The organism is Streptomyces sp. NBC_00885 (genome assembly GCF_045207475.1).
Classification (GTDB): domain Bacteria; phylum Actinomycetota; class Actinomycetes; order Streptomycetales; family Streptomycetaceae; genus Streptomyces.
Genome location: NZ_CP108796.1, coordinates 7,292,756 through 7,318,803 on the forward strand (window position 1 = coordinate 7,292,756; position 26,048 = coordinate 7,318,803).

Sequence of the window (26,048 nt, forward strand, 5' to 3'; positions counted from 1 at the left end):
AGGTGCCCCTCAGCCGAGTCGTCGCGTCAGGAACTCCTCGAACGTGACCTTCCCGACGGCCCGTTCGGGCGTCAGATGCGATCCCTCGCGGAAGCCCGCGTACGCCTTCCCGGCCAGCCGCACCGGCAGGATCGGGCGGCGCTTGCCTGTCGTGCGGAGATAGGTGCGGGCCAGATCCGCGAGCGGGCGGACCTCCGGGCCGCCCATGTCCGCGACCCGGCCCGCCGGAGCGTCCAGCGCCAACTCGGCCAGCCGGTCGGCGACTTCACCCGTGTCGATCGGCTGCACGCTCACCCCAGAAGGCAGCGCAAGCACCGGCAGCCGTGCCGCGCCCGCGACCAGGCGGAACACCAGATCGTGGAACTGAGTGGTCCGCAGCACCGTCCAGCCGGAACCCGACTCCTCGATCATCCGCTCGACCTTGTGCTTGACGCCGTAGTAGCCGAGCGGCACTCGGTCCACGCCGACGATCGAGACGTACACGAGATGCGGCACCGCGGCCCCGCGTGCGGCCGCGAGCAGCTGCCCGGCCGCCCTGTCGTCATCGCCGCGCGGACTGGTCGCGCAGTGCACGATCGCGTCCACGCCCTCGACTGCCGCGTCCAGGCCCGTACCCTCGCGCAGATCGACGGCGTACGGCTTCGCATGGCGGCTGAGCACCCGGATGTCGTGTCCCCGCCCGCGCAGCCGCTCGCACAGCAGGCTGCCCAGCGTTCCCGTACCGCCCGTCACCAGGATCGTTGCCATGGCATCAGCCTGTCAGAGGCCGAAGACCCGGCGGCGGCAAGGGCCGGTTCTCCGCCGCCGGGCGGTCGACACTCCACGGACAGCGGAGGTGGGGCCGAGATTAAAAGGACTAGACCAGGGCGGTCAATAGGTGAGAACCGGCCGACCGGACGGAACCTTGTGAGCCAGTCCACAGTTGGTCACTCGTACAGCCCATGCGTGGCATGGCACACTGGCCCTGTATCAGCAGCAGCGCACTCCGGGGTCGGTGTAATTCCGAACCGGCGGTTATAGTCCGCGACCCGTCCGCATCCAGCGGCCGGTTGACCAGGTGAAATTCCTGGACCGACGGTGAAAGTCCGGATGGGAGGCAGTGCGCGGCGGGCGACCTTTCCGGTACGCCGGCCGTAGTGGCTGATCGCCGTTCTGCGGCGGTCGGTGTGCTCGGCCTCGGCGACTGCCGTGAAATGTTGTTCCGCTCTCTGTCGTCATCGACAGGCCCCGGAGTCCGTGCCCGAAGAGGCAGGAGGACCCGGTGGCCACCGCAGCCGACGTGGACGCCATGCGCCGAGCCATCACGCTCGCCGCCCGCGGACTCGGCTCCACCAGCCCCAACCCGGTCGTCGGGTGCGTCATCCTCGACGCCTCCGGCGAGCCCGCGGGCGCGGGTCACCACCAGCGCGCCGGCGGCCCGCACGCCGAGGTCAACGCCCTGCGCGACGCGGGCGATCGGGCCCGCGGCGGCACCGCGTACGTCACCCTCGAACCCTGCAACCACACCGGCCGCACCGGCCCCTGCGCCCAGGCGCTCATCGAGGCCGGGATCAGCCGGGTCGTCTACGCGGTCGGCGACCCCAACCCGCAGGCCACCGGCGGCGGCGACACCCTGCGCGCCGCCGGAGTCCGGGTCGAGTCGGGCCTGCTCGCCGACGAGGCCGAAGCGGGCAACATCGCCTGGCTCACCTCCGTGCGCCTCGGCCGCCCCTTCGTCCTGTGGAAGTACGCGGCCACACTCGACGGCCGCATCGCGGCCAAGGACCGCAGCAGCCGCTGGATCACCTCGCCCGAGTCGCGCGCCGACGTCCACCGGCTGCGCGCCGAGGCCGACGCCGTGGTCGTCGGGTCCGGGACCGCCCGCGCCGACGACCCGCATCTCGCGGTGCGCGGCATCGAAGGCGCCGTCCAGCCCCTGCGGGTGGTTCTCGACTCCGAGGCCACCGCGGTCGGGCCCGGTGCCCGTGTCCTCGACGACGCCGCGCCCACGCTGATCGCCGTCGCCGAGGACGCCGAGCCCCAACTGCCCGACGCCGCAGAGGTCGTGAGGCTGCCTCGCGCCGGGCGCGGCCTGTCCGTGGCGGCCCTGCTGCAAGCCCTCCACCGGCGTGGCGTCCGCTCCGTCCTTCTCGAAGGCGGCCCGACGCTCGCCGGAGCCTTCGTCGCCGCGGGCGCCGTCGACAAGGTCGTCGGCTATCTCGCCCCCGTACTCCTCGGCGCGGGCCCCGCCGCCCTCGCCGACGCAGGAATCTCCACGATCACCGAAGCGTTGCGGCTCGAGCTGACCGAGACCGTACGCATCGGCCCCGATCTGCGCATCACTGCCGTACCCCAAACCGCCCCGAAGGAGCGCTGAGCGTGTTCACCGGAATCGTTGAAGAACTGGGTGAGGTCACCGCCGTCGAGAACCTCGGCGACTCCTCCCGCTTCCGACTGCGCGGCCCCGTCGTCACCGAAGGTGCCAAGCACGGCGACTCCATCGCCGTCAACGGTGTCTGCCTCACCGTCGTCGACTTCGGTGACGGCGAGTTCACCGCCGATGTGATGGCCGAGACGCTGAGCCGCTCCAGCCTCGGCGCGCTCCAGGAAGGCTCCAGGGTCAATCTGGAGCGGCCCATGGCAGTAGGTGGCAGGCTCGGCGGGCACATCGTCCAGGGTCATGTCGACGGCACGGGCACCGTCGTCGAGCGGAAGCCCTCCGAGAACTGGGAGATCGTGAAGATCTCCCTCCCCGCCGACCTCACCCGCTATGTCGTCGAGAAGGGCTCCATCACCGTCGACGGCGTCAGCCTCACGGTCGTCGACGCCGGACCCGACTACTTCACCATCAGCCTCATTCCCACCACCCTCGCGCTGACCACGCTCGGCATCAAGCAGCCCGGCGACCCGGTCAACCTCGAGGTCGACGTCATCGCCAAGTACGTCGAGCGGCTGCTCGGCGCGCGGTCGGCGGACGCCGCGGACGCCGAGGAGCGCGCGAAGTGAGTGCCGTCGACTGGCTGAACAGCGAGGCCTTCACGGCCTTCGGCCAGCACATCAAGTGGGCCGACATGATCGGCAACATGGTCGGCCTGACCGCCCTCGCGCTCGGCTGGCGGCGCTCGATCTGGACCTGGCCCGCGCAGTTCGCCTCCGGTCTCATCCTGCTCGTCGCGTTCGCCTCCGCGCATCTCACCGGCAGTGCGGGCAAGCAGGTCGTGGTCATGGTCGTCGCGGCCTGGGGCTGGTCGCAGTGGACCCGCGGCCGGCAACAGGCGCAGGACGGCTCGATCGCCGTCCGCTTCGCCACCTGGCGCGAGCGAGGAGTCCTCGCCGCGGCCGCGGCCGTCGGCACGCTTGCCGTCGGCGGCCTGTTCACCCTCTACCCGTCGCTGTCCTGGGACGCCTGGCCCGACGCGTACATCTTCGTCGGCACGCTGGTCGCCATGTACGCCCAGGCCCGCGGCATGGTCGAGTTCTGGTTCGCCTGGCTGCTCGTCGACCTCGTCGGCGTGCCGCTCAACTTCGCCAACGGCTTCGCCTTCTCCGGTTTCGTCTACGTCATTTACGGCGCGCTCGTCCTGTGGGGCATGCGCGACTGGTGGCTGCGCTCCCGTACGAGCGCCCAGCCCTCCCTGGAAGGAGCGGCAGCATGACTGCTCAGCCCACCTGGTACTCCACCGACAACGTCGAGGACTTCGCCCTCGACCCGGTCGAGCACGCCATCCGAGACATCGCGGCGGGACGGCCCGTCGTGGTCGTCGACGACGAGGACCGCGAGAACGAGGGCGACCTCGTCGTCGCCGCCGAGAAGGCCACACCCGAGATCGTCGCCTTCATGATGAGCGAGTGCCGCGGCCTGATCTGCGCCCCCATGGAGGGCGAGGAACTGGAGCGGCTCGACCTGCCGCAGATGGTCGAGCACAACACCGAGTCGATGCGGACGGCCTTCACCGTCTCCGTCGACGCGGGTCCGGCCTTCGGCGTCACCACCGGTATCTCCGCCGCCGACCGCGCCACCACCCTCCAGCTGCTGGCCGGCGGCAAGGCCGAGGCCTCCGACTTCGTACGCCCCGGGCATGTCTTCCCGCTGCGGGCCAAGCCCGGCGGGGTCCTGGTGCGCAACGGCCACACCGAGGCCGCCGTCGACCTCGCCCGGCTCGCGGGCCTGCGCCCGGCCGGTGCGATCGTGGAGATCGCCGGCGAGGACGGGGTCATGCTGCGGCTGCCCGAGCTGATTCCCTTCGCCCGCAAGCACGGCCTGACGATCATCTCCATCGAGGACCTGATCGCCTACCGCCGCTCGTCCGAACCGACCGTCAAGAGGGAGGCCGAGGTCAATCTGCCCACGTCCTTCGGTCAGTTCACCGCCTACGGCTACCGCTCCACCGTCGACGGCATAGAGCATGTCGCCCTCGTCCACGGGGAGATCGGCGACGGCGAGGACGTCCTCGTCCGTGTGCACTCCGAGTGCCTGACCGGCGACATCTTCCACTCGCTGCGCTGCGACTGCGGCCCCCAGCTCCAGGCCTCCATGGAGCACATCACCGAGACCGGCCGCGGTGTCGTCGTCTATCTGCGCGGTCACGAGGGCCGCGGCATCGGCCTGCTGTCCAAGCTGCGCGCGTACGAACTCCAGGAACGCGGCCGCGACACCCTCGACGCCAATCTCGAACTCGGCCTGCCGGCCGACGCCCGCGACTACGCGGCGGGCGCCCAGATCCTCGAGGACCTCGGCGTACGCAGCCTCCGGCTGATGACCAACAACCCCGACAAGATCACCGCGCTCGTCCGGCACGGACTCACGGTCCACGGCCGCGAGCCGATGCCCGTCCAGGCGGGCGAGCACAACCTCCGGTATCTGCGCACCAAGCGGGACCGGATGGGACACGACCTGCCCTGGCTCGACGCCTCCACCGCGTCCGCCTGCGGCAACCAGTAACCAGCACGAGAAGCACGACAGAAAAGCGTCAAGGGAGAAAAATGAGCGGCAAGGGTGCACCCGAACTGTCCGTACGCAACTGCGGCGACCTCCGGGTGGCGGTGATCGCGGCCCAGTGGCACGAGAAGGTCATGGACGGCCTCGTCGACGGCGCCCTGCGCGCCCTGCACGAGGTGGGCATCGATGAGCCGACGCTGCTGCGTGTCCCCGGCAGCTTCGAGCTCCCGGTGGTCGCCAAGGTGCTGGCCGGCCGCGGTTACGACGCGATCGTCGCGCTCGGTGTCGTCATCCGTGGCGGCACCCCGCACTTCGAGTACGTGTGCCAGGGCGTCACCCAGGGCCTCACCCAGGTCTCCATCGACACCGGCGTCCCCGTCGGCTTCGGTGTGCTGACGTGCGACACGGAGGAGCAGGCGCTGGACCGGGCCGGTCTTGAGGAGTCGAACGAGGACAAGGGCCACGAGGCGGTCACCGCCGCACTCTCCACCGCGACCATCCTGCGTTCAGTATCTGAACCCTGGCGCTGAGGAGAAGGCCCTTCGTCGTAGGGTGGGGACCATCATGGCGAACAAAACCTTCGAAGAGCTCTTCGCCGAGCTGCAGCTCAAGGCGAAGAACGGCGACCCTGCCACCTCCCGCACCGCCGAACTGGTGGACAAGGGTGTGCATGCCATCGGCAAGAAGGTCGTCGAGGAGGCCGCCGAGGTGTGGATGGCCGCCGAGTACGAGGGCAAGGAAGCCGCCGCCGAGGAGATCTCCCAGCTGCTGTACCACGTCCAGGTGATGATGGTCGCCCGCGGGATCTCCCTTGACGACGTCTACGCCCACCTCTGAGCACCGCCCCCTTCACATACGCACGAACAAAGGAAGCCCGTCTCATGCTGCGCATCGCCGTCCCCAACAAGGGTTCACTGTCCGGACCTGCGTCGGCGATGCTCCATGAGGCCGGCTACCAGCAGCGCAAGGAGTCCAAGGAGCTCGTTCTCGTCGACCCCGAGAACGACGTCGAGTTCTTCTATCTGCGCCCGCGCGACATCGCTATCTATGTCAGCTCCGGCAAGCTCGACATCGGCATCACCGGCCGCGATCTGCTGCTGGACTCCGGGGCCAACGCCGAGGAGATCCTCCAGCTCGGCTTCGCCCGCTCCACCTTCCGTTACGCCACCGAGCCCGGCACCGCCAAGGATGTCGGCGACTTCGGCGGAATGACCATCGCCACCTCCTACGAGGGCATCGTCGCCAAGCACCTGGCCGACGAGGGCATCGACGCCTCCGTCGTCCACCTCGACGGCGCCGTCGAGACGGCGATCCAGCTCGGCGTCGCGCAGATCATCGCGGATGTCGTGGAGACCGGCACCAGCCTGCGCAACGCGGGCCTGGAGGTCATCGGCGAGCCGATCATGAAGTCCGAGGCGGTCGTCATCCGCCGCACCGGCGCGGAGGCCGATGACCCCAAGGTGCAGCAGTTCCTGCGCCGCCTCCAGGGCGTCCTGGTCGCCCGCAGCTACGTGATGATGGACTACGACTGCCGCGCCGAGCACCTGGAGCAGGCCGTCGCCCTCACCCCGGGCCTCGAGTCCCCGACCATCTCTCCGCTGCACAACGAAGGCTGGGTCGCGGTCCGCGCCATGGTCCCCGCCAAGGAGGCGCAGCGGATCATGGACGACCTGTACGAGCTCGGCGCGCGGGCGATCCTCACCACGGCCATCCACGCCTGCAGGCTCTGAGAATGCCGGAGACCATGTCCGCCGACGCGCCCCAAGTCCCCGCGCTTCCGGTCACGTTCAGGCCCACCCGAACCCGGGTCGTCCTGCTGACCGTGGGCGCGGTGATGTTCGCCGTGATCACCGCGGTCGCCCTGCTGCTCGAAAAGCTCAGCGCGGGGGAGCGGAGCAGCTTCATCTTCACCGCACTGCTCTTCTTCGGCGTACTGGCCCTGCTGAGCAGGCCCAAGGTCGTCGCCGACGAGAACGGCGTCACCGTCGTCAACCTCACCCGTACGCGCCGTCTCGAGTGGGCCGAGATTGTGCGGGTGAATCTGCGGCCCGGTGACCCGTGGGTCTTCCTCGATCTCAGCGACGGCACCAGCCTGCCGGTGCTCGGCATCCAGCCCGGCATCGCCAGGGCACACGCCATCCGTGACGCCCGCGCGCTGCGGGCCCTCGCGGAGAGCCGTGGCACCCGCCCGGACAACGACTGAGACGAGGACCACGGCGAGCCGCGCGGTGATGCCCCTGCCGCGTCCGCGCCTGTCGTGCTTACTCTGATGACGGTGGCGCCAAGTGCGCCACCTCCCGCACCACCCGGCCGGCCCCGGCCCGCGGGACACCTGCGACCCGAGGAGTGACTCCCTCCAGCAATGGACGGATCGTCCGGTAGTACCTGCGCCGCCCCCTCCCTGGAGGCGGCGGCATGATCATCGCCCTGTTGCTGCTCGCCGCGGCATTCCTCCTGATCCTCGCCAACGGCTTCTTCGTGGCGGCCGAGTTCGGCCTCGTCACGGTGGAGCGGCCCGACGCCGAACGCGCGGCCGCCGACGGCGACCGCCGTGCCCGCCGCGTCGTCACGGCGCTGAGTGAGCTGTCCTTCCAGCTCTCCGGCACCCAGCTCGGCATCACCATCACCTCGCTCGTCGTCGGCATGCTCGCCGAACCCGCGATGGCCCGGCTGCTCCACTGGCCGCTGACCGCGACCGGGCTGCCCGAAGGGGCAGTCCCCGGCATCGCGGTGGTGATCGGGATGCTGCTCGCCTCCGCCGTCCAGATGGTGATCGGAGAGCTCGTCCCCAAGAACTGGGCGGTCTCCCGGCCGCTGCAGGTCGCGCGCTTCGTCGCCGGACCGCAGCATCTCTTCTCGACCGCCTTCCGCCCCGTCATCACCCTGCTCAACACCGTCGCCAACCGTCTCGTACGGCTGCTCGGCGTCGAACCGGCCGACGAGCTGGCGTCCGCCCGTACCCCCGGCGAGCTGGTCTCGCTCGCGCGCCACTCGGCGCGGGCGGGCGCGCTGGAGCAGGACACGGCCGATCTGTTCGTACGGACCCTGTCCCTCGGGCATCTCACCGCGCAGCATGTGATGACCCCGCGGGTGAAGATGAGCGCCCTGCAGTCCGACGCCACCGCGGCGGACGTCCTCAACCTCACCCGGGCGACCGGCCTTTCGCGCTTTCCCGTCTACCGGGAGCGCATCGACGAGATCGTCGGCATGGTGCATCTCAAGGACGCCCTCGCGGTGCCCGTCGAGGAGCGGCTGCGCACCCGGGTGGACCGGGTGGCGCTCGCTCCGCTGCTGGTGCCCGAGACGCTGCCCGTGCAGCAGCTCCTGGAGCGGCTGCGCAGCGAGCAGCCCATAGCCGTGGTGGTCGACGAGTACGGCGGCACCGCCGGGGTGGTCACCCTTGAGGACATCATCGAGGAGCTTGTCGGCGAGGTCCGCGACGAGCACGACGCCGAGGCCGACGCCCGGCCCGAACTCGCTCCGGCGGCGGCCGAGGACGGCCATCCCGCCTGGGATGCCGACGGCAGCTGCCGCGTCCTCACCCTGCGCCGGATAGGCCTCGATGTGCCGGACGGTCCGTACGAGACCGTGGCCGGCCTCGTCGCCGATCTGCTGGGGCGCATCCCCGCCCCCGGCGACCGGGCCGAACTGCCCGGCTGGCGGCTCTCCGTGCGCCAGGTGGACCGCTATCGCGCCGAGCGGGTACGCCTGGTGCGCACCGCCGACGTTCCGGCCCTGACGGAGGCCCCGCGATGAGCCTCCTGCAACTGCTGTTCGCACTGCTGCTGGTGCTGGCGAACGGATTCTTCGTCGGAGCCGAGTTCGCCCTCGTCTCCGTACGCCGCAGCCAGATCGAACCGCGTGCCGCCGAGGGCTCCTCGCGAGCCCGGCAGGTGCTGCACGGACTGGAGAACCTGCCGCAGATGATGGCGGCCGCGCAGTTCGGCATCACCATCTGCTCGCTGACCCTCGGCGCGGTGGCCGAGCCGACCGTGGCCCATCTGCTGGAACCGGTCTTCCACGCCGCCCATGTGCCCGAGGGGCTGATCCATCCGCTGGGCTATGTCATCGCCCTGGCCGTGGTCGTCTTCCTGCATCTCGTCATCGGCGAGATGGTCCCGAAGAACCTCGCGATGGCCGCGCCCGAGAAGACCGCGATCTGGCTGGGCCCGGGCCTGGTCGGTTTCGCCCGGCTGTGCCGCCCGGTCACGGTGGGCCTCGGCGCCTGTGCCCGGCTGGTGCTGCGGGCCTTCCGGGTCGAGCCCAAGGACGAGGTGGAGGCGGTCTTCACCAGCGAGCAGCTCAACCGGCTGGTCGAGGACTCGGGCCAGGCGGGGCTGCTTGAGCCCGCCGAGCAGGAACGTCTCGAGGACGCGCTGGAGCTGGGCAGCCGCCCGGTGACGGATGTGCTCATCGACCGCTCCACCCTGGTGACGGTTCCGCCGTCGGTGACCCCGCGCCAGATCGAGGAGCTGACGGTACGCACCGGCTACTCCCGCTTCCCCGTCTGCGCCGAGGGCACGGGACCCTTCATGGGCTACCTCCACGTCAAGGACGTACTCGACCTGGAGGACGGCGAACGGGCCGTGCCCCAGCAGATCTGGCGCCCCATGGCGACCCTGCGGGCCGAGCTCCCCCTGGACGATGCCCTCACCGTGATGCGCCGCGCGGCCACCCACCTCGCCCAGGTCGCCGACGCGTCCGGGCGGGTGCTGGGTCTGGTCGCGCTGGAGGACGTCCTGGAGATGCTGGTCGGCGAGGTCCGTGACCCCTCCCACCGGGTCACGGTGCCAAGGACGCCCCAGCCGTCCCTGGACAGCGCCCTGGTGGGCTGAGTCCCAGGGGGGTGTCTTTTGGATCAGGCCGGATCAGGGAGCGGGGTCTGGTGCGTGCAGCTGCAAGGCGGAGGAAGGAGCCCACGCGGAGCGTAGGCGACTGACGACAACGCAGCAGATGTGCGTGCCAGGGCACGCGAGCCCGGCAAGATCCGAAAGACACCCCCTAGGGGCTGGTCAGACAGGTGGAGGATCCTGCGGGCCGCGGTCCACCGGACCGCGGCCCGACAGGACCTCGCCGTACGCCTGCATCAGATCGGGCAGCCGCAGCGTCGAGAGGTCCTCGCGGGTCGGCGTGCCCGGGTATCCGGACAGCCGCAGATCGCGGTAGGCACAGCTCTTCTCGTACAGGGTGCGCAGAAAGCGGCCGTTGCCGAGCTCGTCGATCCAGCCCTGGTCGACCACATGCCCGCTGATGGAGCGCAGCTCGTCGCGGGCCTCGTCGTCCCACAGATCGCCGTTCTCGGCGGCCAGCACCTCACCGATCGCGGTCAGTTCGAGCGGGCGGTACGAGGGGAAGTCGACGCGGGTGGTGAAGCGGGAGGACAGGCCGGGGTTGGTGGCGAGGAGGCGGTCCATTCCCTCGGGGTAGCCGGCCAGGATGACCACCAGATGGTCGCGGTTGTCCTCGGCGCGCTTGAGGAGGACCTGAAGGGCCTCGTCGCCGTATGCGTCGCCCTTGGAGTAGCCGGAGTTGGAGAGGCTGTACGCCTCGTCCACGAACAGCACGCCGCCGAGCGCCGAGTCGATCAGCTCATTGGCCTTCACCGCCGTCTGGCCAAGGAACTCGCCCACCAGATCCGAGCGCTGGGCCTCCACGAGATGGTCGCCGCCGAGCAGCCCGAGGGCGTAGAAGACCCGGCCGAGGATACGCGCGACGGTGGTCTTGCCGGTGCCGGAGGGGCCCGAGAAGACGAAATGACGCTTCGGTGGCTGGACCGGAAGGCCCTGGCCAGCTCGCAGCCGGGCCATCTTCAGCTGTGCCGACAAGGCTTTGACCTGCCGCTTGACCGGCTCAAGGCCCACCATCCGCTCCAGCTCGGCGAGCGCCTCGGCGAGCAGTACCGGATCGGTGGGGCCCGCCGGGAACGTCGGCGGCGAGGGCTGTACGGGAACCACCGCCTTGCGCCGTACCCCCTCGGGCGGGACGCTCGGCACCGAGCCGGGGAGCTGGGTCTGCGGATCGGGGCCGCTCCGCGGCTCCGCAGCCAGGGGCCCGTCCCCCTCGGCCTGCGCGTCGGCGACGTCCTGGCCGACACCGGCGATGGACACCGCCGCGAGCCCTGCCGAGTCGTCGTATCCGTCGATGCCGTCGTACTCCGCGATCGCGGCGAGGCGCGCCGAGGTGTCCATGAAGGCCGGATCGATCCGGTGCACCGCCCGGTACAGCGGCAGGGCGGCGGCACTGCGGCCGGTGCCCTCGTGCGCCCGCGCCAGCCAGTACCGCAGTTCCTTGCGCTGTGGCTGCTCGCTGCGACAGCGCATCAGGGCGGAGGAGAGCAGCGGCTCCGCCTGCCCGTACATCTCCAGGCGCACGCGGGCCATGCCGCCGAAGAGGCCGGCCTCGATGCCCAGCAGCGGATCGCTGACCAGCGGCTCGGTGTGGCGTACGAGCTGTTCCCAGTCCTTGACCAGATAGGCCCGGCAGGCGTGCAGAAAGCGCACCTGCGGGTCGGCGTCCACCGGAGGCAGCCCGGCGAGCGCCCGGTCCAGCTCCGGCACATGGCGGCCGTCGAGCCAGTGGGAGGCGTGTGCCAGTAAGAGATCGCGCGGGCTCTCGAGGACCGGCTGGACCCACCAGCCCAGCCAGTACCAGGAGTTGAGGGTGCGGCGGTGGCGGGCGCGCTGCTCGCCGAAGCGTTCGCGTGCGCGGTACATGCGCAGCAGCGCGGTGGTCGTGTCGACGCGCAGCGCGTGCAGTCCGAGCCAGCCGTCGGCCATACCGGGATCGAGCCGCACGGCGGTACGGAACTCCTCCTCCGCCTGCGGATAGGCGCCCATCGTGTAGGCGTCCACGCCGCGCACCCAGGCGAGGTCGGCGGGGGCCGGTGCGCCCTGCGTGCCGATGTCCATCAGGTCCCCCACAAACGTGCACGTGTGCTGAGCCGACGCACTGAACCGCCTTGCCGTGGACGGGAATTGACCCCACCGACGTGCATCGTACCTGCGCAAAGGGGTTGCCACTAAGGGCGCACAAGGGAACCGGTGGCCGTGACCCTGGGTAAGCGGACTTCGCTCGCCATGCCGGTGAAGTGGGGAGGGGGCAGAACGAAGCCCCCGATCACGGGGGAACAACCGGGGGCTTCGCGTCTGCGGCGGCTCCGAAAAGCCGCACATTGAGAACGTAAGACCTGTACGCCCCGTCGGTCAAGAAGAGTTCGAGCCCTCTTGCCGTGTCATTTCCGACTGCTCAGTATGCGGGGGAATGCCGGTCACCCTGTGTGATGGATCGGTTCGGTCATGCTGTCGCAGCAGGTCCCGGGTGCCACTCGTATCCCTCGCGGCACTCCCGTATCAGGGCATCCGCGAACGGACGGGAAGGGTCCGTCGTGAAATGGCGTGTCTCCGCCACCGTCCAGTCGTCCCAGAAGGCGGAGAGTTCGCTTCCGTCGCGTTGACGGCCCCGCTGCCAGGACTCTTCGGCCTCTCTCTCCATCCACAGCAGTCCCGCCAGATACGGGCGCAACACCCGTCTCCCGGCACCGACCCCCTCGATCAGTACGACGGGAGCCGCTTCCAGCGCGTGTGGGGACCCGAAGCGGCGCAGATTCCAGTCGTACGGGTGAAAGTGTGCGGTTCTGCCGTTCGAGAGCGGTTCGATCACCTCGGCCAGCATCCGGTCCGTCCAGCTGAAGAGCTCCTCATGGCTGGCCAGATCGTCGAGATGCAGCACCGGTACGCCAGTGCCATCAATGGTGCCGCTGACGGCCGCGGCGAGCCGGGCAGCGAAGGTGCTCTTCCCCGAGCCCGCGTGGCCGTCGACCGCGATCAGCCGCACCGGTCCGCAGGAGGGCGGCAGCGCGCGCAGCGCACGGGCCCGCCGATCGAGGTCGCTCATCCGGCCAGCCTACGAGGCGCGTGCGACCCGCCCCGGCTCAGCCGGTGGACCAGACCCACATCGGTGGGCCGGGTCGCTCCACCGATATTGGTGGAGCGACTCGGCTCCGGATGCTGGCAGAGGGCCACCGTGACCCGCGATAGTTGCCCCACTGTCGCGTACCTGACTTGGGGGTCCCATGTCCAGACCTGCTTCGCGCAGAACCGTGCTGAGCGCAGCGATCGCCGCGGCGGCGGGCGCGGGCACACTCTTATCGTCCGCCGCAGCCGCGCCTGCCGCCCCCGCCTCGAAGCCGACGGGACTCGGCCTGCCGCTGCCGCCGGTGAACAACCACTTCTGGACCTCGTACACCGACTGGCGCAGTGGCGCCGCCACAGGAACCCAGGCCGTCGCGGGCCCCCGCCCCGGCCTGGTCATCGGCGCCGCCGCGGGCCGCCGTGTCTATATCGACCCGCACACCGGGAAGAGCGCCACCTGGGAGTACGCCACCTGGACCTCGCCCGTCCATGTCTCCCCGGTGCCCGCGACCGAGGTCATCGCCTCCTGGAACGCCCATACCCCGGCCGGGACCTGGCTTCAGGTCGACATGCGCGGCCGTTACTCCGACGGCACCGCGACGCCCTGGTTCGTGATGGGCCGCTGGGCGGCGGGTGACGCTGACATCCGCCGTACCTCGCTCGACGACCAGACGGACGGCAAGGCCACCATCTGGACCGACACCTTCTCGATCGACGATGCGGCGAGTGGCCTGCGGCTGAACTCCTACCAGCTTCGCCTCACGCTCTACCGCAGGCCGGGAACGAGCCTCACGCCCACGGTCTGGCGGCTCGGCGCGATGGCCTCCGACATCCCGGACCGCTTCACGGTGCCGGCGTCGACACCGGGGCTCACGCGTGAGCTGGGGGTGCCGCGCTACTCGCAGAACACGCACGTCGGCCAGTACCCGGAGTACGACAACGGCGGTGAGGCCTGGTGCAGCCCCACCTCCTCGCAGATGATCATCGAGTACTGGGGGCGCAGGCCCAGCGCCGCCGACCTGGCCTGGGTCAATCCCGCCTTCGCCGACCCCCAGGTATGCCACGCGGCCCGCTTCACCTTCGACTACCAGTACAGCGGCTGCGGGAACTGGCCCTTCAACGCCGCCTACGCGGCGAGCTACCCGGACATGAGCGCTGTCGTCACCCGGCTGTCCTCGCTCACCGACCTGGAGACGCTGATCCGGGCCGGGATCCCGGCCATAACGTCCCAGTCCTTCCTCAAGGAGGAGCTGACCGGCGCGGGCTACGGCACATCCGGCCATCTGATGACCGTGATCGGCTTCACCGCCGGGGGCGATGTGATCGCCAACGACCCCGCGTCGCCCAGCAACGCCGCCGTGCGGCGCGTCTACAAGCGTGCCGAGTGGGAGAAGATCTGGCTCCGCACCAAGCGCTACAACGCGAGCGGCAGTGTGGTCTCGGGCACAGGCGGCGTCTGCTACCTGTACTGGCCGGCGCGCCCGACGGCCGCGCAGCGCCTGGCTCTGGCGAGCTTCGGCATCCGCTGAAGTCCGAGCCGATACCGGGGGACGCCCGCGCCCGGCGCGTAAGGGGAGCGCATGCACAGGTCTGCCATACTGCGGAGATCCTGTGGCAGTTGGAGACTAGGGCTCAATTTGAATAATAGTCAACAGCGCGGCGCGACCGAACGATCGCAGGTGCGCCGCGGTGAACTCATCGCAACCGGGCGGAAGTTGTTCGCCGACACTTCCTATGACGCGCTGTCGATGGATGACATCGCGAAACACGCCGGAGTCGCCAAGGGCCTGATCTACTACTACTTCAAGAGCAAACGCGGCTACTACCTGGCCATCATCGAGGACTCGGTCGCCGACCTCGTCTCGCGCGCGGCGGGCGAGACCGAGTTGCCGCGCGCCGAGCGCGTGTACCGCACGGTGGACGGCTATCTGCGCTACGCCCACCATCACCAGGCGGCGTTCCGCACCATCGTCACCGGCGGAGTCGGCTTCGACACCCAGGTGCAGTCGATACGTGACGCGGTGCGCGAGGAGCTGATCGCGACCATCGCCGAGGGCGCGTACGGCAGGCGCGACCTCCCCGTGCTCGCCCGCCTCGCACTGCTGGGCTGGCTCAGCAGCGTGGAGGGAATCACTCTCGACTGGCTGGGCCGCCGCGAGCTCCCGCGGGAGACCGTGTGCGCGCTGCTGATGCGGATGCTGCGCGGCACGCTCCATACGATCGCCGAGTTCGAGCCGGAGTGCCCGGAACCGCCCAGGGAGCCCTGGCCCGCCGCGCTCACCGGCGCCGGTTCCGTGCCCACACCGGTCGAGGCGTGAGTCGAGGGCGGGCCGCCGGGCGGCCCGCCCTCGACTCGTCTCACCCGCACGTCAGTTGATGGCCTTGATCAGCTCTCCGTTCGAGGTGTCACCGCTGAGCTCCCAGAAGAAGGTGCCGCCCAGGTTCTGCTGGTTCTTGTAGGTCATCTTCCCGGCGATGGTGGAGGGAGTGTCGTAGCTCCACCACTGATTGCCGCAGTGGGCGTACGCGGTCCCGGCGACGGTTCCGTTGGCCGGGCACTTGGACTTCAGCACCTTGTAGTCGTCGATTCCCTGCTCGTACTTGCCCGGCGCGGGCCCGGTCGCCGTGCCACCGGGTGCCTTCTGGGTCACGCCGGTCCAGCCGCGTCCGTAGAAGCCGATTCCGAGCAGCAGCTTCGAGGAGGGGATGCCGAGGCTCTTGAGCTTCTTGATCGCGGCGTCGGTGTTGAAGCCCTGCTGCGGAATACCGGTGTAGGAGGTGAGCGGGGAGTGCGGGGCCGTGGGGCCCTGTGCCGCCCAGGCGCCGAAGAAGTCGTACGTCATCGGGTTGTACCAGTCGACGTACTGGGCGGCGCCCGCGTAGTTCGCCTTCTCGATCTTGCCGCCGGACGAGGCGTCCGCCGTGATCGCCGCCGTCACCAGGCTGGAGCTGCCGAACTTCGAACGCAGCGCGGACATCAGGTTCTTGAAGGACTCCCGGCCGCTGGTGTCGCAGCTCAGACCGCAGGCGTTGGGGTACTCCCAATCGATGTCGATGCCGTCGAAGACATCCTTCCAGCGGGGGTCCTCGACCAGGTTGTAGCAGGACTGGGCGAAGGCGGCCGGGTTGGCCGCGGCCTGGCCGAAGCCGCCCGACCAGGTCCAGCCGCCGAAGGACCACAGGACCTTGAGGCCCGGGTGCAGCTTCTTCAGCTTGCGCAGCTGGTTGAAGCTGCCGCGCAGCGGCTGGTCCCAGGTGTCGGCGACGCCGTCGACGCTCTGCGCGGCGGTGTAGGTCTTCTCGTAGTCGGCGAAGGAGTCGCCGACCGTGCACTTGCCGCCGGAGACATTGCCGAAGGCGTAGTTGATGTGGGTCAGCTTGTTCGCCGACCCGGACGTCTGGATGTTCTTGACGTGGTAGTTGCGGTCGTAGACGCCCCATTCGGTGAAGTAGCCGATCACCTTGCTCCCGGCCTTCGGGGCGGCGGCGGCCTTGGCGGCGGGGGCCGATTCGCCGGCGGAGGCGAAGTGGGCGCCGGTGAAGAGGGTCGCGCCGAGGGCTGCGGTACAGGCGGCGGCTACGAGCGCCCGGAAGCGGGCGCGGGGACGGTGTGATCCGGGCATCAGGTCTCCTCGTGGGGAGGGAGATCGGGTGGGGGATGTGCGGTCGGCCGTCGGGCTTCTTTGGCATGAACGCGGTCATGCGCTGGGGGGAAACGGTAGAAGGACTAGACCATTTGGTCAATGGTTCGGACCAATCTCGCCCACGGCGCCGGGGTGTGGAGCCGGAATTGCCGCCCCGTGACGGAACTGAGCTGATCAGGCATACTCGACGCGCCAACAGCCGCCGTCTGCCACTTCCGTGATCCGGAAGGGCAGCATCGGCCTGGCAGGAAGACCGGCGGCGCGCCCACACCCTTCGCGCGCGACGCCGCAGCGCCCGACAGGGAGGAGAGCGCCGCAATGCCCGACCGCGCCCCGCAGCCGGTGGAACGTCAGCTGCCCACCGAGGAGTCCAGGGATCTGATCACCCTGGTACGCGACATCGTCCAGCGGGAGATCGCCCCCAGGGCGGCCGAGGAGGAGGATGCGGGGCACTTCCCGCGCGAGGTCTTCTCGCTCCTTTCCGAGTCCGGGCTGCTCGGCCTCCCGTACGACTCCGAGTACGGCGGAGGAGACCAGCCGTACGAGGTCTACCTGCAGGTTCTTGAAGAGCTCGCCGCCGCCCGCCTTACCGTCGGCCTCGGCGTCAGCGTCCACTCCCTGTCCTGTCACGCGCTGGCCGGCTACGGCACCAAGGAGCAGCAGGCCGAGCATCTGCCCGCGATGCTCGGTGGCGGCCTGCTCGGTGCGTACTGCCTGTCCGAGCCCGCCTCGGGATCGGACGCCGCGTCCCTGCGTACCAAGGCGGTGCGCGACGGGGACAGCTGGGTGATCACCGGTACCAAGTCCTGGATCACGCACGGCGGCATCGCCGACTTCTACACGGTCATGGCCCGCAGCGGCGGCGAGGGTGCCCGCGGCATCACGGCCTACCTCGTCCCCGGCGACGCCCCCGGCCTGAACGCCGCCGCGCCCGAGAAGAAGATGGGCATGAAGGGCTCGCCCACCGCCCAGCTGAACTTCGACGGTGTACGCGTCCCCGACTCCGGTCGGATCGGCGAAGAGGGCCAGGGCTTCGCGATCGCGCTCTCCGCCCTCGACTCCGGCCGGCTCGGCATCGCGGCCTGTGCCATCGGGGTGGCCCAGGCGGCCCTGGACGAGGCGGTCTCGTACGCGACCGGGCGGCAGCAGTTCGGCCGGCCCATCGCCGACTTCCAGGGGCTGCGCTTCATGCTCGCCGACATGGCGACCCGGATCGAGGCGGGCCGCGCGCTCTATCTCGCCGCCGCGCGGCTGCGCGACGCGGGACGGCCGTTCTCCCGGCAGGCGGCGATGGCGAAGCTGTTCTGCACGGACACGGCGATGAGCGTCACGACCGACGCGGTCCAGGTACTCGGCGGCTACGGCTACACGCTGGACTTCCCGGTCGAGCGCTATATGCGCGAGGCGAAGGTGCTGCAGATCGTCGAGGGCACCAATCAGATCCAGCGCATGGTCATCGCCCGCCACCTGGCCGGGCCTGAGACGCGCTGATCTGCAGGGCCTGTCCGGCTGGGCAGGCCCTAGGGCCTGTCGTTCGGATCTTGCCGGGTTCGCGTGCCCTGGCACGCACTCCCCCGTAGCCCTTCGGGCACGGGAGGTGCCCCCACGCCGCGTTGTCGTCAGTCGCCGACGCTCCGCGTCGGCTCCTTCCTCCGCCTTGCGATCGCACGCACCAGACCCCGCTCACTGGTCCGGCCTGATCCAAACGACAGGCCCTAGGTCCGGTCCGGGTTCGTGGGCGGCGTGGGCCAGGGCGGGCTGATCGTCGCCGTCCGGTAGGTGGTCTCGGCGGCTCGCACCCGAGTGGCCCGCGCCGACGCGAAAGCCGGCGGCGCCGCGAGCCTGCTCCATTCCGGGTCGCGGCGCCCCGGCAAGGTTCTTCCTCTGCTCGCCCAGAGCTGGAGCAGCTCCCGGTAGATCGGCGGATCGGCCGGGTGCGGAACCGATTCTTCGGGTGCCGGTGTCGCGAGGCGGCGGCGGTCGTGGGCCGGCTTCGAGTACAGCAGGGTCATGCCTGGCCAACGCCCCCGGTCCGGGACGGGTTACCACCCGGGCAAATCGGCCCCCTGTTCGCGGGGCACCCCGTGGGCGCCCGCATCTGGTCTTCGGCAGGGTTTCTGACGTACCGTCAATTCCCCTGCCGCCCAGGAGGTCAGCCGTGTCCGACGACCGCCCGATCGCCCTCGACGAGTACCCCGTCCACCAGGCCCCCCTGTCGATGAAGCACCTGGTCACCAGCGACCGCAACGCGTATGACCGGTGCATCTTCCAGGTCTTCGACCACGAGGGCCGCGCCCTGCTCATCGCCGGTCTCGGGGTCTACCCCAACACCGGGGTCATCGACGCCTACGCCACCCTGCGCCTCGGCGACCGGCTGCATGCCGTACGCGCGTCCGACGCCCTGACCGACGACCGGATGAACCTCGCCGTCGGACCCCTGCGCATCACCGTCGACGAGCCGCTGCGCCGCCTCACCCTGCACTGCGACGCCGACCCGGACGACCCCGGCTCGCTCTCGTACGACCTCACCTGGAGTTCGGACTTCCCCGCCGTGTGGGAGCCGCACCACATCCAGCGCCGCGGCGACCGGCTGATGCTCGAAGGCCGCCGCTTCGTCCAGGCAGGCAGCTGCACCGGCGTGATCCGGGTCGCCGGGGAGGAGATAGCGGTGACAGCGGGGGAGTGGACGGGTACCCGCGACCGCAGCTGGGGCGTGCGGCCCATCCCGGGTGAGGAGGGCGGCCGCGCCGCCGAAGAGCTGCGGCCCGAGGGCTTCCACTGGCTCTGGATCCCCGTCCGCTTCGAGGACCGCTTCCTGATGGTGATCGTCCAGGAGGACGCCGACGGCCACCGCAGCCTGAACGAGGCGGTGCTCGTACGCGACGGTGAGCACGACATCCAGCTCGGCTGGCCCCGTACCGACATCACCTACCGGGCCGGAACCCGCGATCCGCGCAGCGCCGTCGTGCATCTCACGGACCAGGCTCGCAAACCCCTCGAACTCGGCGTCGAGATCCTCGCCTCCTCGCCGCTGGCCGTCGGCGCAGGCTATCCGCCCGCTGCCGACTGGCAGCACGGCACCTGGCAGGGCCGCGGCTGGACCGACCGGCACATCTATGACATCTCCGATCCCGCCGCCCATCCCATGGCCGCCTACGGCGTCACCGACCACTCCGCCCGCTTCACCCTGGACGGCCGGACCGGGCACGGGATCTTCGAGCACGGCAGCTTCGGCCGGCACGACCCGAGCGGCTTCACCGGATACGAATCGGTCGCCCCCTGACCTCCCGAGAGGACCTTCCGAGAGGAACCGGCAGATGGCAACGGCACCCCGCCCCCGCACCACCACCCGCGACCCCGAGGAGCTGGCCCGTCGTCTGACCGCCTGGCTGGATGCCCGGCTGCCCGGCGCGAAGGCCGGCGGCATCCGGGTCCCCGAGTCCAACGGCATGTCCAGCGAGACGCTCCTCTTCGACATAGAGCACCCCGAACCGCCCGTCAGGGCCTGCGCGTTGCGGCTCGCCGCCGACCCCGACGCGTACACGATCTTCCCCGTGTACGACATGGCGCTGCAGTACCGCACCATGCGGGACGTCGCCGAGCACACCGACCTCCCCGTCCCGCGCGTGCTGTGGCTGGAGGAGGACCCCGCAGCCCTGGGTGCGCCCTTCTTCGTGATGGAGCGCGTGGAGGGCCGGGTGCCGCCCGACGTCATGCCCTATACGTACGAGGGCAATTGGCTGCACGCCGCGAGCGACGCCGAGCGCGCCCACCTCGAAGCCGCCACGATTTCGCTGCTTGCCCGGCTGCACGACCAGTACCCCGTCGAAGCCGCCGACGGCAGCGCGCTGCGCCGTCATGTCGATGCCCAACGGGCGTACTACGCCTGGGTGGTGAACGGGCTGCCGCGTTCACCGCTCATCGAGTCCGGCTTCGACCGGCTTGACGCCCGCTCGCCGGCCGACGAGGGCGCACCCGTCCAGAACTGGGGCGATGCCCGCATCGGCAACATCATCTACGACGGCTTCGAGCCCGCGGCCGTACTCGACTGGGAGATGGCGGCACATGCCCCGCGCGAGGTGGACCTCGGCTGGACGGTCTATCTCCACCGCTTCTTCCAGGACCTGACCGTGAGCTTCGGCCAGCCGGGCCTGCCCGACTTCCTGCGCCGCGACGCCATCGAGCGGCGCTATGCCGAACTCACCGGTCACACACCGCGCGACATGGACTTCTACACGCTGTACGCGGCGCTGCGGCACGCGATCGTCATGCTGCGCGTCGCCTACCGCCAGGTCCACTTCGGCGAGGCCCGGATCCCCGAGGACCCGGACAGTCTGATCCTGCACCACGGCACTCTCGCGGCCATGGTGCAGGGAAGCTACTGGACGTAGGAGGTCAGGCCGCGTCGCGCCGCATGTGCGGCACGCGCAGGGGACGCGAGCCCGGACCGCCGACGTGCGAGAAGGGCTGCGTCCGCCAGTCGAGACCCTGAGGGAGCGTCAACAGGAGTGCGGTGTCCTGCTCCTGGACCTCCAGGCTCTCGTCAGCGGGACGCGCCTGCGAGGCGGAGCGGCCGGTCCCGGCGCACACGGTGAGCCCGAAGGGATTCCAGGGCGTGGGGCACAGCGCGTGCTCCGGCAGGACGTCCTCGTCCGCCAGCAGCGCGATCGGCTGTGCGCAGTCCGGGCAGATGACCCGGTACATCTCAAAGGTGTCGTACGCGTCGAGCTCGTCGATCTCGGCCGGTTCGGCCGAATCGACGGGCTCCGGTTCGGTACGTCCGCTGTTCTTGACACTCTGCATGGTGAATCTCCCCCTCGGGTGGGCCGACCAGCCACGTGCGGCCTCGACCACAGCAAGCAATTCCCCACCGGCTCGGGAGGTAACCGTGCGGTCACGAGGGAGCGGCCCGCGAACCTGTGGCATTCGTCACATGCCCGCCGCAGGTGCCTCCGGGTGCCTCCGCCGACTGTGCCGGAAGCTGCCCGGGGCAATAGGTTGATCCGCATGGAGGAGCTGGACAGACAGATCGTGGAATTGCTCGTCAAGGACGGACGGATGAGCTACACCGATCTGGGCAAGGCCACTGGCCTGTCCACATCGGCGGTTCACCAGCGCGTCCGCCGCCTGGAGCAGCGTGGCGTCATCCGCGGCTACGCGGCGGTCGTCGACCCGGAGGCGGTCGGGCTGCCGCTCACCGCGTTCATCTCGGTCAAGCCCTTCGACCCGAGCGCGCCGGACGACATCGCGGAACGTCTCGCCGACGTGCCCGAGATCGAGGCCTGCCACAGCGTCGCGGGCGACGAGAACTACATCCTCAAGGTGCGCGTCCCGACCCCGCTGGAGCTGGAGCACCTGCTCACCCGCATCCGCTCGCTGTCCGGGGTCTCCACGCGTACGACCGTCGTGCTCTCCACCCCGTACGAGGCACGCCCGCCGCGTATCTAGGCCGGCCACGAATCTAGGCTGGTCCCATGACCGAGAGCACCGCCCCCCAGAGCGAACACCGCACCGTGCTGCTGCGCGGTGGAGAAGTCCACAGCCCCGCCGACCCCTTCGCCACCGCGATGGTCGTCGAACGAGGACATGTCGCCTGGGTGGGCTCCGAGGGCGCGGCCGACGCCTTCGCCGCAGGCGTCGACGAAGTGATCGACCTCGAAGGGGCACTGGTCACCCCGGCATTCACCGACGCACATGTGCACACCACGGCGACGGGCCTCGCCCTCACCGGGCTCGACCTGTCCCGGGCGGACAGCCTGACCGACGCGCTTCGTCTCGTACGGGAGCACAGCGCCGCACACCGGGACGACAAGGTGCTCCTCGGCCACGGCTGGGACGCCACACGCTGGCCCGAGCAGCGACCGCCGTCCCGCGCCGAACTGGACGAGGCGACCGGCGGGCGCCCCCTCTATCTGCCCCGGATCGACGTCCACTCCGCCGTCGTCACCACAGCCCTGCTCGACCTGGTCCCCGGTGTCACAGGCCGCACCGGCTACCACCCGGACGCGCCGCTCACCGCGTCCGCCCATCACGCCGTGCGCGCGGCGGCCCATGGCGCGATCACCCCTCAGCAGCGCGCCGCGGCCCAGCGGGCCGCACTCGACCGGGCCGCGTCCCTGGGCATCGGAAGCGTCCATGAATGCGCCGGACCCGACATCTCCGACGAGGACGACTTCATGTCCCTGCTGGCGCTGGCCGAGGCGGAAGCCGGGCCCAGGGTCGTCGGGTACTGGGCCGAACGGGTCGCGAATGCGAAGGACGCCCGGCGCATCCGCGAACTCGGCGCGATCGGCGCGGCCGGGGACCTCTTCGTCGACGGCTCCCTCGGCTCGCACACCGCCTGCCTGCACACCCCGTACGCCGATGCCGCGCACACCGGCACCGCGCACCTGGACGCCGCCGACGTGGCCGCCCATGTCACCGCCTGCACCGAGGCCGGGCTGCAGGCCGGCTTCCACGCCATCGGCGACGCCGCGCTGACCGCGGTCACCGAAGGCATCAGGGCCGCGGCCGACTCACTCGGCCTCGCCCGCGTCCGGGCCGCCCGCCACCGTGTCGAGCACGCCGAGATGCTCACCCCCGAAACCATCGCCGCCTTCGCCGAGTTCGGCCTCACCGCCTCCGTCCAGCCCGCCTTCGACGCGGCCTGGGGCGGCGATACGGGCATGTACGCCCAGCGTCTGGGCGTCGACCGGGCCCGCACGCTCAACCCGTACGCCGCACTCCTGCGCGCCGGAGTCCCGCTCGCCTTCGGCTCCGACAGCCCGGTGACGCCACTGGATCCCTGGGGGACCGTCAGGGCGGCCGCCTTCCACCGCACTCCTGAGCACCGGGTCTCCGTCCGCGCGGCCTTCACCGCTCATACGCGCGGCGGCTGGCGGGCCGTCGGACGTGACGACGCAGGTGTTCTGGTCCCCGGCGCGCCCGCGGACTACGCCCTGTGGCGCACCGGGGAACTGGTCGTCCAGGCCCCCGACGACCGGGTCGCCCGCTGGTCCACCGACCCGCGTTCCGGCACCCCGGGCCTGCCCGATCTCACCCCCGGCGCCGAACTCCCGGTCTGCCTGCGGACAGTGGTCTTCGGACGTACCGTCTTCGAGCGGCCGAACGAGTGACGTGCGGAAATTTCGTACCGCCGATCGAAGTTCCGGGCGCTCGGCCGCGACCTGCGGATCTTCGGCGCTGACCTGGTGATTTGGGCAAAGCTCGCAGATCAGACGACTGTTGACATGGAGCGCCCACCGGCGGGTAGGTTCGGCCGAGTCCACCACGGGACGTCCTACCGGCAACTTCCACGCAGTCTTCGAACGCCGCTGGGTCATGGGGCAGCGTGCCGCACCGGCGCACTGCCACTGGGAGCCAGGTTCAGCGCCCGCGCCTCGGGGGCGAGGGAAGGTTTCAGCCGGTTGGCAGGTGTGACCCGGGTGGGGTCCGGCGTTCAGTAGACAACGGCTCTCGGTCGACCCGCAGCCAGCGGGTCCCAGGTCGGCCCGAAGGACGCCGGGCCCCGATCCGCAGGCTGCCCACCCCCCTCCGGCCGCTATCCGCGTGCCTTCGCGCAGGCTCCGCCGGGCCCCCTCACCCCCCAGGTCCGTGCCGCCGCAGCCGCGCTCCGAGGGCTCGCTATGGTGGGGCTCTGTGCACGGACTTTAAGGGGCAGCAGTGAACGACGGCGGTCAGCGGCGGTACGGCCCGCTCGGCAGAGCCTTGGTGATCATCCCGACCTACAACGAGGTCGAGAACATCAAGCCGATCGTCTCCCGGGTGCGCACAGCCGTGCCCGAGGCGGACATCCTGATCGCCGACGACAACAGCCCCGACGGAACGGGCAAGGTCGCAGACGAACTCGTGGCCCAGGACGACAAGGTGCACGTCCTGCACCGCAAGGGCAAGGAAGGCCTCGGCGCGGCCTATCTCGCGGGCTTCGCCTGGGGCATCGAGCACGGCTTCGGCGTACTCGTCGAAATGGACGCCGACGGCTCCCACCAGCCCGAGGAGCTTCCGCGGCTGCTGACCGCCCTCAAGGGCGCCGATCTGGTCCTCGGCTCGCGCTGGGTCCCCGGCGGGCGCGTGGTGAACTGGCCCAGGCATCGCCAGTTCCTCTCCCGCGGCGGCAGCACCTACTCCCGCCTGCTGCTCGGCGTCCCCATCCGGGATGTCACCGGCGGCTTCCGCGCCTTTCGCGCCGAGACCCTCCAGGGCCTCGGGCTGACCGAAGTCGCCTCCCAGGGCTACTGCTTCCAGGTCGACCTGGCCCGCCGGGCCGTCGCCGCCGGTTATCACGTCGTGGAAGTGCCGATCACCTTCGTCGAGCGCGAGCTGGGCGACTCCAAGATGAGCCGGGACATCGTCGTCGAGGCGCTGTGGCGGGTCACCGCATGGGGAGTCGGCGACCGGGCGAACCGCCTCCTCGGCCGCAAGCCCTCCTGACCGGCCCCTTACTGACCGCCCTCCTGCTGACCGGCCCCTTACGCCGCTCGGGCGGACGCCCAGGCACACTGGGAGCATGACGACCGGTTCACCCACCCCGACGGCCCCCAAGCGCTCACGCGCCCGCACCTTCGTCCCGCTCGGCATCGCCGCCTGGGTGGTCCTGGAGGTCTGGCTGCTGACTCTCGTCGCTTCGGCGGCGGGCGGGCTGACCGTGCTGGCTCTGCTCGTCGGCGGCGCCGTGCTCGGCGCCGTCGTCATCAAGCGCGCCGGCCGGCGGGCCTTCCGCAGTCTCACCGAGACCCTGCAGCAACAGCAGCAGGGTCAGAGCCCCGCGGCGAGCAACGGCGACGGCACGGGCACCGGCACCACGGGCAACGGCTTCCTCATGCTCGGCGGTCTGCTGCTGATGCTGCCCGGCCTGATCTCCGACGTCGTGGGTCTGGCGCTGCTGGTGCCGCCGGTCCGCACCGCGCTCGGCCGGTACGCGGAGCGGTCGCTGGAGCGCCGGGTGCGCGCCGCATCGCCCGGCAGCCTGGGAGACGCTTTCCAGCAGGCCAGAATTCACCGGCCGGACGGGAAAGTCGTGCAGGGTGAGGTCATCCGGCCGGACACGACGCAGCCTTCGCGCGGTTACGAGGACGAGGGGCCCCGGCCCCCGCTGAACCCTTGAGATCACAACAGCCGCGGGCCGTCTCACAGTGATGTGAGACGGCCCGCGGCTGTTGTGTATTGATGACGCTGTTCGTGCGGTGTTACGCGGTCAGGCGGACTTCCGGCTGTCCCGCGGATGCACGGCGATGTTCATGGCGCCGGAACGAAGGACCGCCAGCCTCTCGGCCAGCACCTCCTCGAGCTCCTCGCGAGTGCGCCGCTCCATGAGCATGTCCCAGTGCGTCCGCGCCGGCTTGCCCTTCTTCTCTTCGGGGCCATCCCCGTCAACCAGGAGTGCCTGGGTCCCGCAGACCTTGCACTCCCACTCCGGCGGAATTTCCGCCTCAACCGAGAAGGGCATCTCAAAGCGATGGCCCTTCTCGCATGCGTACTCCACCGCCTGGCGCGGGGCCAGATCGATGCCGCGGTCCGTCTCGTAGCTGGTCACCACGAGTCGCGTACCGCGGAGAGCTCGCTCACTCATGAATCGTG

At 70.3% G+C, this 26,048-nt stretch carries 26 protein-coding genes and 1 riboswitch; of the genes, 19 read left to right on the forward strand and 7 right to left on the reverse strand.

All coding sequences use genetic code 11. The features are described 5' to 3' along the window. Window positions 1–9: 9 nt before the first annotated feature. On the reverse strand, window positions 10–747 hold the full coding sequence (locus tag OHA61_RS33215; RefSeq protein WP_406306120.1) for an SDR family oxidoreductase: 738 nt from the start codon (window positions 745–747) through the stop codon (window positions 10–12). A 229-nt stretch (window positions 748–976) separates the two neighbouring features. Further along, a riboswitch (FMN riboswitch) is annotated at window positions 977–1,107 on the forward strand. A gap of 154 nt (window positions 1,108–1,261) precedes the next feature. Here OHA61_RS33215 and ribD point away from each other — a divergent pair. The 10 genes from ribD to OHA61_RS33265 all read left to right on the forward strand — a co-directional run bounded on the left by ribD (window position 1,262) and on the right by OHA61_RS33265 (window position 9,753). Beyond that, complete coding sequence (gene ribD, locus OHA61_RS33220; protein ID WP_406306121.1) at window positions 1,262–2,356, forward strand: bifunctional diaminohydroxyphosphoribosylaminopyrimidine deaminase/5-amino-6-(5-phosphoribosylamino)uracil reductase RibD; 1,095 nt, start codon at window positions 1,262–1,264, stop codon at window positions 2,354–2,356. Between the two features lie 2 nt (window positions 2,357–2,358). Beyond that, window positions 2,359–2,985 carry a riboflavin synthase gene (locus OHA61_RS33225; protein WP_406306122.1) on the forward strand — a complete coding sequence of 209 codons (627 nt, stop codon included), beginning with the start codon at window positions 2,359–2,361 and terminating at the stop codon, window positions 2,983–2,985. Then, entirely contained in the window at window positions 2,982–3,635 is a 654-nt protein-coding gene (locus tag OHA61_RS33230; RefSeq protein ID WP_406306123.1) for a nicotinamide riboside transporter PnuC, read from the forward strand. Before OHA61_RS33225 ends, OHA61_RS33230 begins: the two co-directional genes overlap by 4 nt. Next, the gene (locus OHA61_RS33235) at window positions 3,632–4,921 is read left to right on the forward strand and encodes a bifunctional 3,4-dihydroxy-2-butanone-4-phosphate synthase/GTP cyclohydrolase II (RefSeq protein ID WP_406306124.1); all 1,290 of its coding nucleotides are present in this window, start codon (window positions 3,632–3,634) and stop codon (window positions 4,919–4,921) included. The genes OHA61_RS33230 and OHA61_RS33235 overlap by 4 nt, the downstream gene beginning before the upstream one ends. Before the next feature lie 41 nt (window positions 4,922–4,962). Further along, the gene (ribH, locus tag OHA61_RS33240) at window positions 4,963–5,448 is read left to right on the forward strand and encodes a 6,7-dimethyl-8-ribityllumazine synthase (protein WP_406306125.1); all 486 of its coding nucleotides are present in this window, start codon (window positions 4,963–4,965) and stop codon (window positions 5,446–5,448) included. 34 nt (window positions 5,449–5,482) lie between these two features. Beyond that, window positions 5,483–5,755 (forward strand): phosphoribosyl-ATP diphosphatase, encoded by a 273-nt coding sequence (locus OHA61_RS33245; RefSeq protein WP_142215995.1) that lies wholly within the window; start codon window positions 5,483–5,485, stop codon window positions 5,753–5,755. Between the two features lie 44 nt (window positions 5,756–5,799). Then, window positions 5,800–6,648, forward strand: a complete 849-nt coding sequence (gene hisG, locus OHA61_RS33250) for an ATP phosphoribosyltransferase (RefSeq protein WP_361911626.1) — start codon at window positions 5,800–5,802, stop codon at window positions 6,646–6,648. 14 nt (window positions 6,649–6,662) lie between these two features. Further along, window positions 6,663–7,121 carry a PH domain-containing protein gene (locus OHA61_RS33255; protein ID WP_389373843.1) on the forward strand — a complete coding sequence of 153 codons (459 nt, stop codon included), beginning with the start codon at window positions 6,663–6,665 and terminating at the stop codon, window positions 7,119–7,121. Between the two features lie 212 nt (window positions 7,122–7,333). After that, entirely contained in the window at window positions 7,334–8,674 is a 1,341-nt protein-coding gene (locus tag OHA61_RS33260; RefSeq protein ID WP_406306126.1) for a hemolysin family protein, read from the forward strand. Then, window positions 8,671–9,753, forward strand: coding sequence for a hemolysin family protein (locus OHA61_RS33265; protein ID WP_406306127.1), 1,083 nt, complete (start codon window positions 8,671–8,673; stop codon window positions 9,751–9,753). Before OHA61_RS33260 ends, OHA61_RS33265 begins: the two co-directional genes overlap by 4 nt. A gap of 177 nt (window positions 9,754–9,930) precedes the next feature. On the opposite strand, the gene OHA61_RS33270 is transcribed toward OHA61_RS33265, so the two are convergent. Then, the gene (locus OHA61_RS33270) at window positions 9,931–11,826 is read right to left on the reverse strand and encodes an AAA family ATPase (protein WP_324985829.1); all 1,896 of its coding nucleotides are present in this window, start codon (window positions 11,824–11,826) and stop codon (window positions 9,931–9,933) included. Between the two features lie 385 nt (window positions 11,827–12,211). Further along, window positions 12,212–12,811, reverse strand: coding sequence for a uridine kinase (locus tag OHA61_RS33275; RefSeq protein ID WP_406306128.1), 600 nt, complete (start codon window positions 12,809–12,811; stop codon window positions 12,212–12,214). A gap of 178 nt (window positions 12,812–12,989) precedes the next feature. On the opposite strand from OHA61_RS33275, the gene OHA61_RS33280 reads away from it, so the two are divergent. Together OHA61_RS33280 and OHA61_RS33285 are read left to right on the forward strand one after the other, a co-directional pair. Continuing rightward, entirely contained in the window at window positions 12,990–14,357 is a 1,368-nt protein-coding gene (locus tag OHA61_RS33280) for a peptidase C39 family protein (RefSeq protein ID WP_406306129.1), read from the forward strand. 108 nt (window positions 14,358–14,465) lie between these two features. Continuing rightward, a complete protein-coding gene (locus OHA61_RS33285; RefSeq protein ID WP_406306130.1) occupies window positions 14,466–15,146 on the forward strand; it encodes a TetR/AcrR family transcriptional regulator in 681 nt (226 codons plus the stop codon). 51 nt (window positions 15,147–15,197) lie between these two features. On the opposite strand, the gene OHA61_RS33290 is transcribed toward OHA61_RS33285, so the two are convergent. Further along, entirely contained in the window at window positions 15,198–16,451 is a 1,254-nt protein-coding gene (locus OHA61_RS33290) for a glycoside hydrolase family 18 protein (RefSeq protein WP_406306131.1), read from the reverse strand. A gap of 339 nt (window positions 16,452–16,790) precedes the next feature. Here OHA61_RS33290 and OHA61_RS33295 point away from each other — a divergent pair, with 339 nt between their 5' ends. Then, entirely contained in the window at window positions 16,791–17,963 is a 1,173-nt protein-coding gene (locus OHA61_RS33295) for an acyl-CoA dehydrogenase family protein (protein ID WP_406306133.1), read from the forward strand. Between the two features lie 224 nt (window positions 17,964–18,187). On the opposite strand, the gene OHA61_RS33300 is transcribed toward OHA61_RS33295, so the two are convergent. Beyond that, the gene (locus OHA61_RS33300) at window positions 18,188–18,484 is read right to left on the reverse strand and encodes a hypothetical protein (protein WP_406306134.1); all 297 of its coding nucleotides are present in this window, start codon (window positions 18,482–18,484) and stop codon (window positions 18,188–18,190) included. 146 nt (window positions 18,485–18,630) lie between these two features. On the opposite strand from OHA61_RS33300, the gene OHA61_RS33305 reads away from it, so the two are divergent. Both OHA61_RS33305 and OHA61_RS33310 read left to right on the forward strand, forming a co-directional pair. After that, the gene (locus OHA61_RS33305) at window positions 18,631–19,755 is read left to right on the forward strand and encodes a hypothetical protein (protein WP_406306135.1); all 1,125 of its coding nucleotides are present in this window, start codon (window positions 18,631–18,633) and stop codon (window positions 19,753–19,755) included. Between the two features lie 34 nt (window positions 19,756–19,789). Beyond that, window positions 19,790–20,863 carry a phosphotransferase family protein gene (locus tag OHA61_RS33310; protein ID WP_406306136.1) on the forward strand — a complete coding sequence of 358 codons (1,074 nt, stop codon included), beginning with the start codon at window positions 19,790–19,792 and terminating at the stop codon, window positions 20,861–20,863. 4 nt (window positions 20,864–20,867) lie between these two features. Here the strand turns inward: OHA61_RS33310 and OHA61_RS33315 are convergent, their stop codons facing one another. Further along, the gene (locus OHA61_RS33315) at window positions 20,868–21,275 is read right to left on the reverse strand and encodes a hypothetical protein (protein ID WP_266489496.1); all 408 of its coding nucleotides are present in this window, start codon (window positions 21,273–21,275) and stop codon (window positions 20,868–20,870) included. Window positions 21,276–21,479: 204 nt separating this feature from the next. Between OHA61_RS33315 and OHA61_RS33320 the strand changes: the two genes are divergently transcribed. The 4 genes from OHA61_RS33320 to fxsA all read left to right on the forward strand — a co-directional run bounded on the left by OHA61_RS33320 (window position 21,480) and on the right by fxsA (window position 25,575). After that, on the forward strand, window positions 21,480–21,920 hold the full coding sequence (locus tag OHA61_RS33320; protein ID WP_142215982.1) for an Lrp/AsnC family transcriptional regulator: 441 nt from the start codon (window positions 21,480–21,482) through the stop codon (window positions 21,918–21,920). A 26-nt stretch (window positions 21,921–21,946) separates the two neighbouring features. Then, window positions 21,947–23,587, forward strand: coding sequence for an amidohydrolase (locus tag OHA61_RS33325; protein WP_406306137.1), 1,641 nt, complete (start codon window positions 21,947–21,949; stop codon window positions 23,585–23,587). Window positions 23,588–24,134: 547 nt separating this feature from the next. Further along, window positions 24,135–24,902, forward strand: a complete 768-nt coding sequence (locus OHA61_RS33330) for a polyprenol monophosphomannose synthase (RefSeq protein WP_406306138.1) — start codon at window positions 24,135–24,137, stop codon at window positions 24,900–24,902. Between the two features lie 76 nt (window positions 24,903–24,978). Continuing rightward, the gene (gene fxsA, locus OHA61_RS33335; protein ID WP_406306140.1) at window positions 24,979–25,575 is read left to right on the forward strand and encodes an FxsA family membrane protein; all 597 of its coding nucleotides are present in this window, start codon (window positions 24,979–24,981) and stop codon (window positions 25,573–25,575) included. Window positions 25,576–25,665: 90 nt separating this feature from the next. Here the strand turns inward: fxsA and OHA61_RS33340 are convergent, their stop codons facing one another. Next, window positions 25,666–26,040, reverse strand: coding sequence for an RNA polymerase-binding protein RbpA (locus OHA61_RS33340; RefSeq protein ID WP_142215978.1), 375 nt, complete (start codon window positions 26,038–26,040; stop codon window positions 25,666–25,668). Window positions 26,041–26,048: the final 8 nt, after the last annotated feature.

Coding starts and splice junctions, on each gene's coding strand:
- OHA61_RS33215 (WP_406306120.1), bottom strand. CDS start 747: ATGGCAACGATCCTGGTGACGGGCGGTACGGGAACGCTGGGCAGCCTG.
- OHA61_RS33235 (WP_406306124.1), top strand. CDS start 3,632: ATGACTGCTCAGCCCACCTGGTACTCCACCGACAACGTCGAGGACTTC.
- ribH (WP_406306125.1), top strand. CDS start 4,963: ATGAGCGGCAAGGGTGCACCCGAACTGTCCGTACGCAACTGCGGCGAC.
- OHA61_RS33245 (WP_142215995.1), top strand. CDS start 5,483: ATGGCGAACAAAACCTTCGAAGAGCTCTTCGCCGAGCTGCAGCTCAAG.
- hisG (WP_361911626.1), top strand. CDS start 5,800: ATGCTGCGCATCGCCGTCCCCAACAAGGGTTCACTGTCCGGACCTGCG.
- OHA61_RS33255 (WP_389373843.1), top strand. CDS start 6,663: ATGTCCGCCGACGCGCCCCAAGTCCCCGCGCTTCCGGTCACGTTCAGG.
- OHA61_RS33260 (WP_406306126.1), top strand. CDS start 7,334: ATGATCATCGCCCTGTTGCTGCTCGCCGCGGCATTCCTCCTGATCCTC.
- OHA61_RS33265 (WP_406306127.1), top strand. CDS start 8,671: ATGAGCCTCCTGCAACTGCTGTTCGCACTGCTGCTGGTGCTGGCGAAC.
- OHA61_RS33270 (WP_324985829.1), bottom strand. CDS start 11,826: ATGGACATCGGCACGCAGGGCGCACCGGCCCCCGCCGACCTCGCCTGG.
- OHA61_RS33275 (WP_406306128.1), bottom strand. CDS start 12,811: ATGAGCGACCTCGATCGGCGGGCCCGTGCGCTGCGCGCGCTGCCGCCC.
- OHA61_RS33280 (WP_406306129.1), top strand. CDS start 12,990: ATGTCCAGACCTGCTTCGCGCAGAACCGTGCTGAGCGCAGCGATCGCC.
- OHA61_RS33290 (WP_406306131.1), bottom strand. CDS start 16,451: ATGCCCGGATCACACCGTCCCCGCGCCCGCTTCCGGGCGCTCGTAGCC.
- OHA61_RS33295 (WP_406306133.1), top strand. CDS start 16,791: ATGCCCGACCGCGCCCCGCAGCCGGTGGAACGTCAGCTGCCCACCGAG.
- OHA61_RS33300 (WP_406306134.1), bottom strand. CDS start 18,484: ATGACCCTGCTGTACTCGAAGCCGGCCCACGACCGCCGCCGCCTCGCG.
- OHA61_RS33310 (WP_406306136.1), top strand. CDS start 19,790: ATGGCAACGGCACCCCGCCCCCGCACCACCACCCGCGACCCCGAGGAG.
- OHA61_RS33315 (WP_266489496.1), bottom strand. CDS start 21,275: ATGCAGAGTGTCAAGAACAGCGGACGTACCGAACCGGAGCCCGTCGAT.
- OHA61_RS33320 (WP_142215982.1), top strand. CDS start 21,480: ATGGAGGAGCTGGACAGACAGATCGTGGAATTGCTCGTCAAGGACGGA.
- OHA61_RS33325 (WP_406306137.1), top strand. CDS start 21,947: ATGACCGAGAGCACCGCCCCCCAGAGCGAACACCGCACCGTGCTGCTG.
- fxsA (WP_406306140.1), top strand. CDS start 24,979: ATGACGACCGGTTCACCCACCCCGACGGCCCCCAAGCGCTCACGCGCC.
- OHA61_RS33340 (WP_142215978.1), bottom strand. CDS start 26,040: ATGAGTGAGCGAGCTCTCCGCGGTACGCGACTCGTGGTGACCAGCTAC.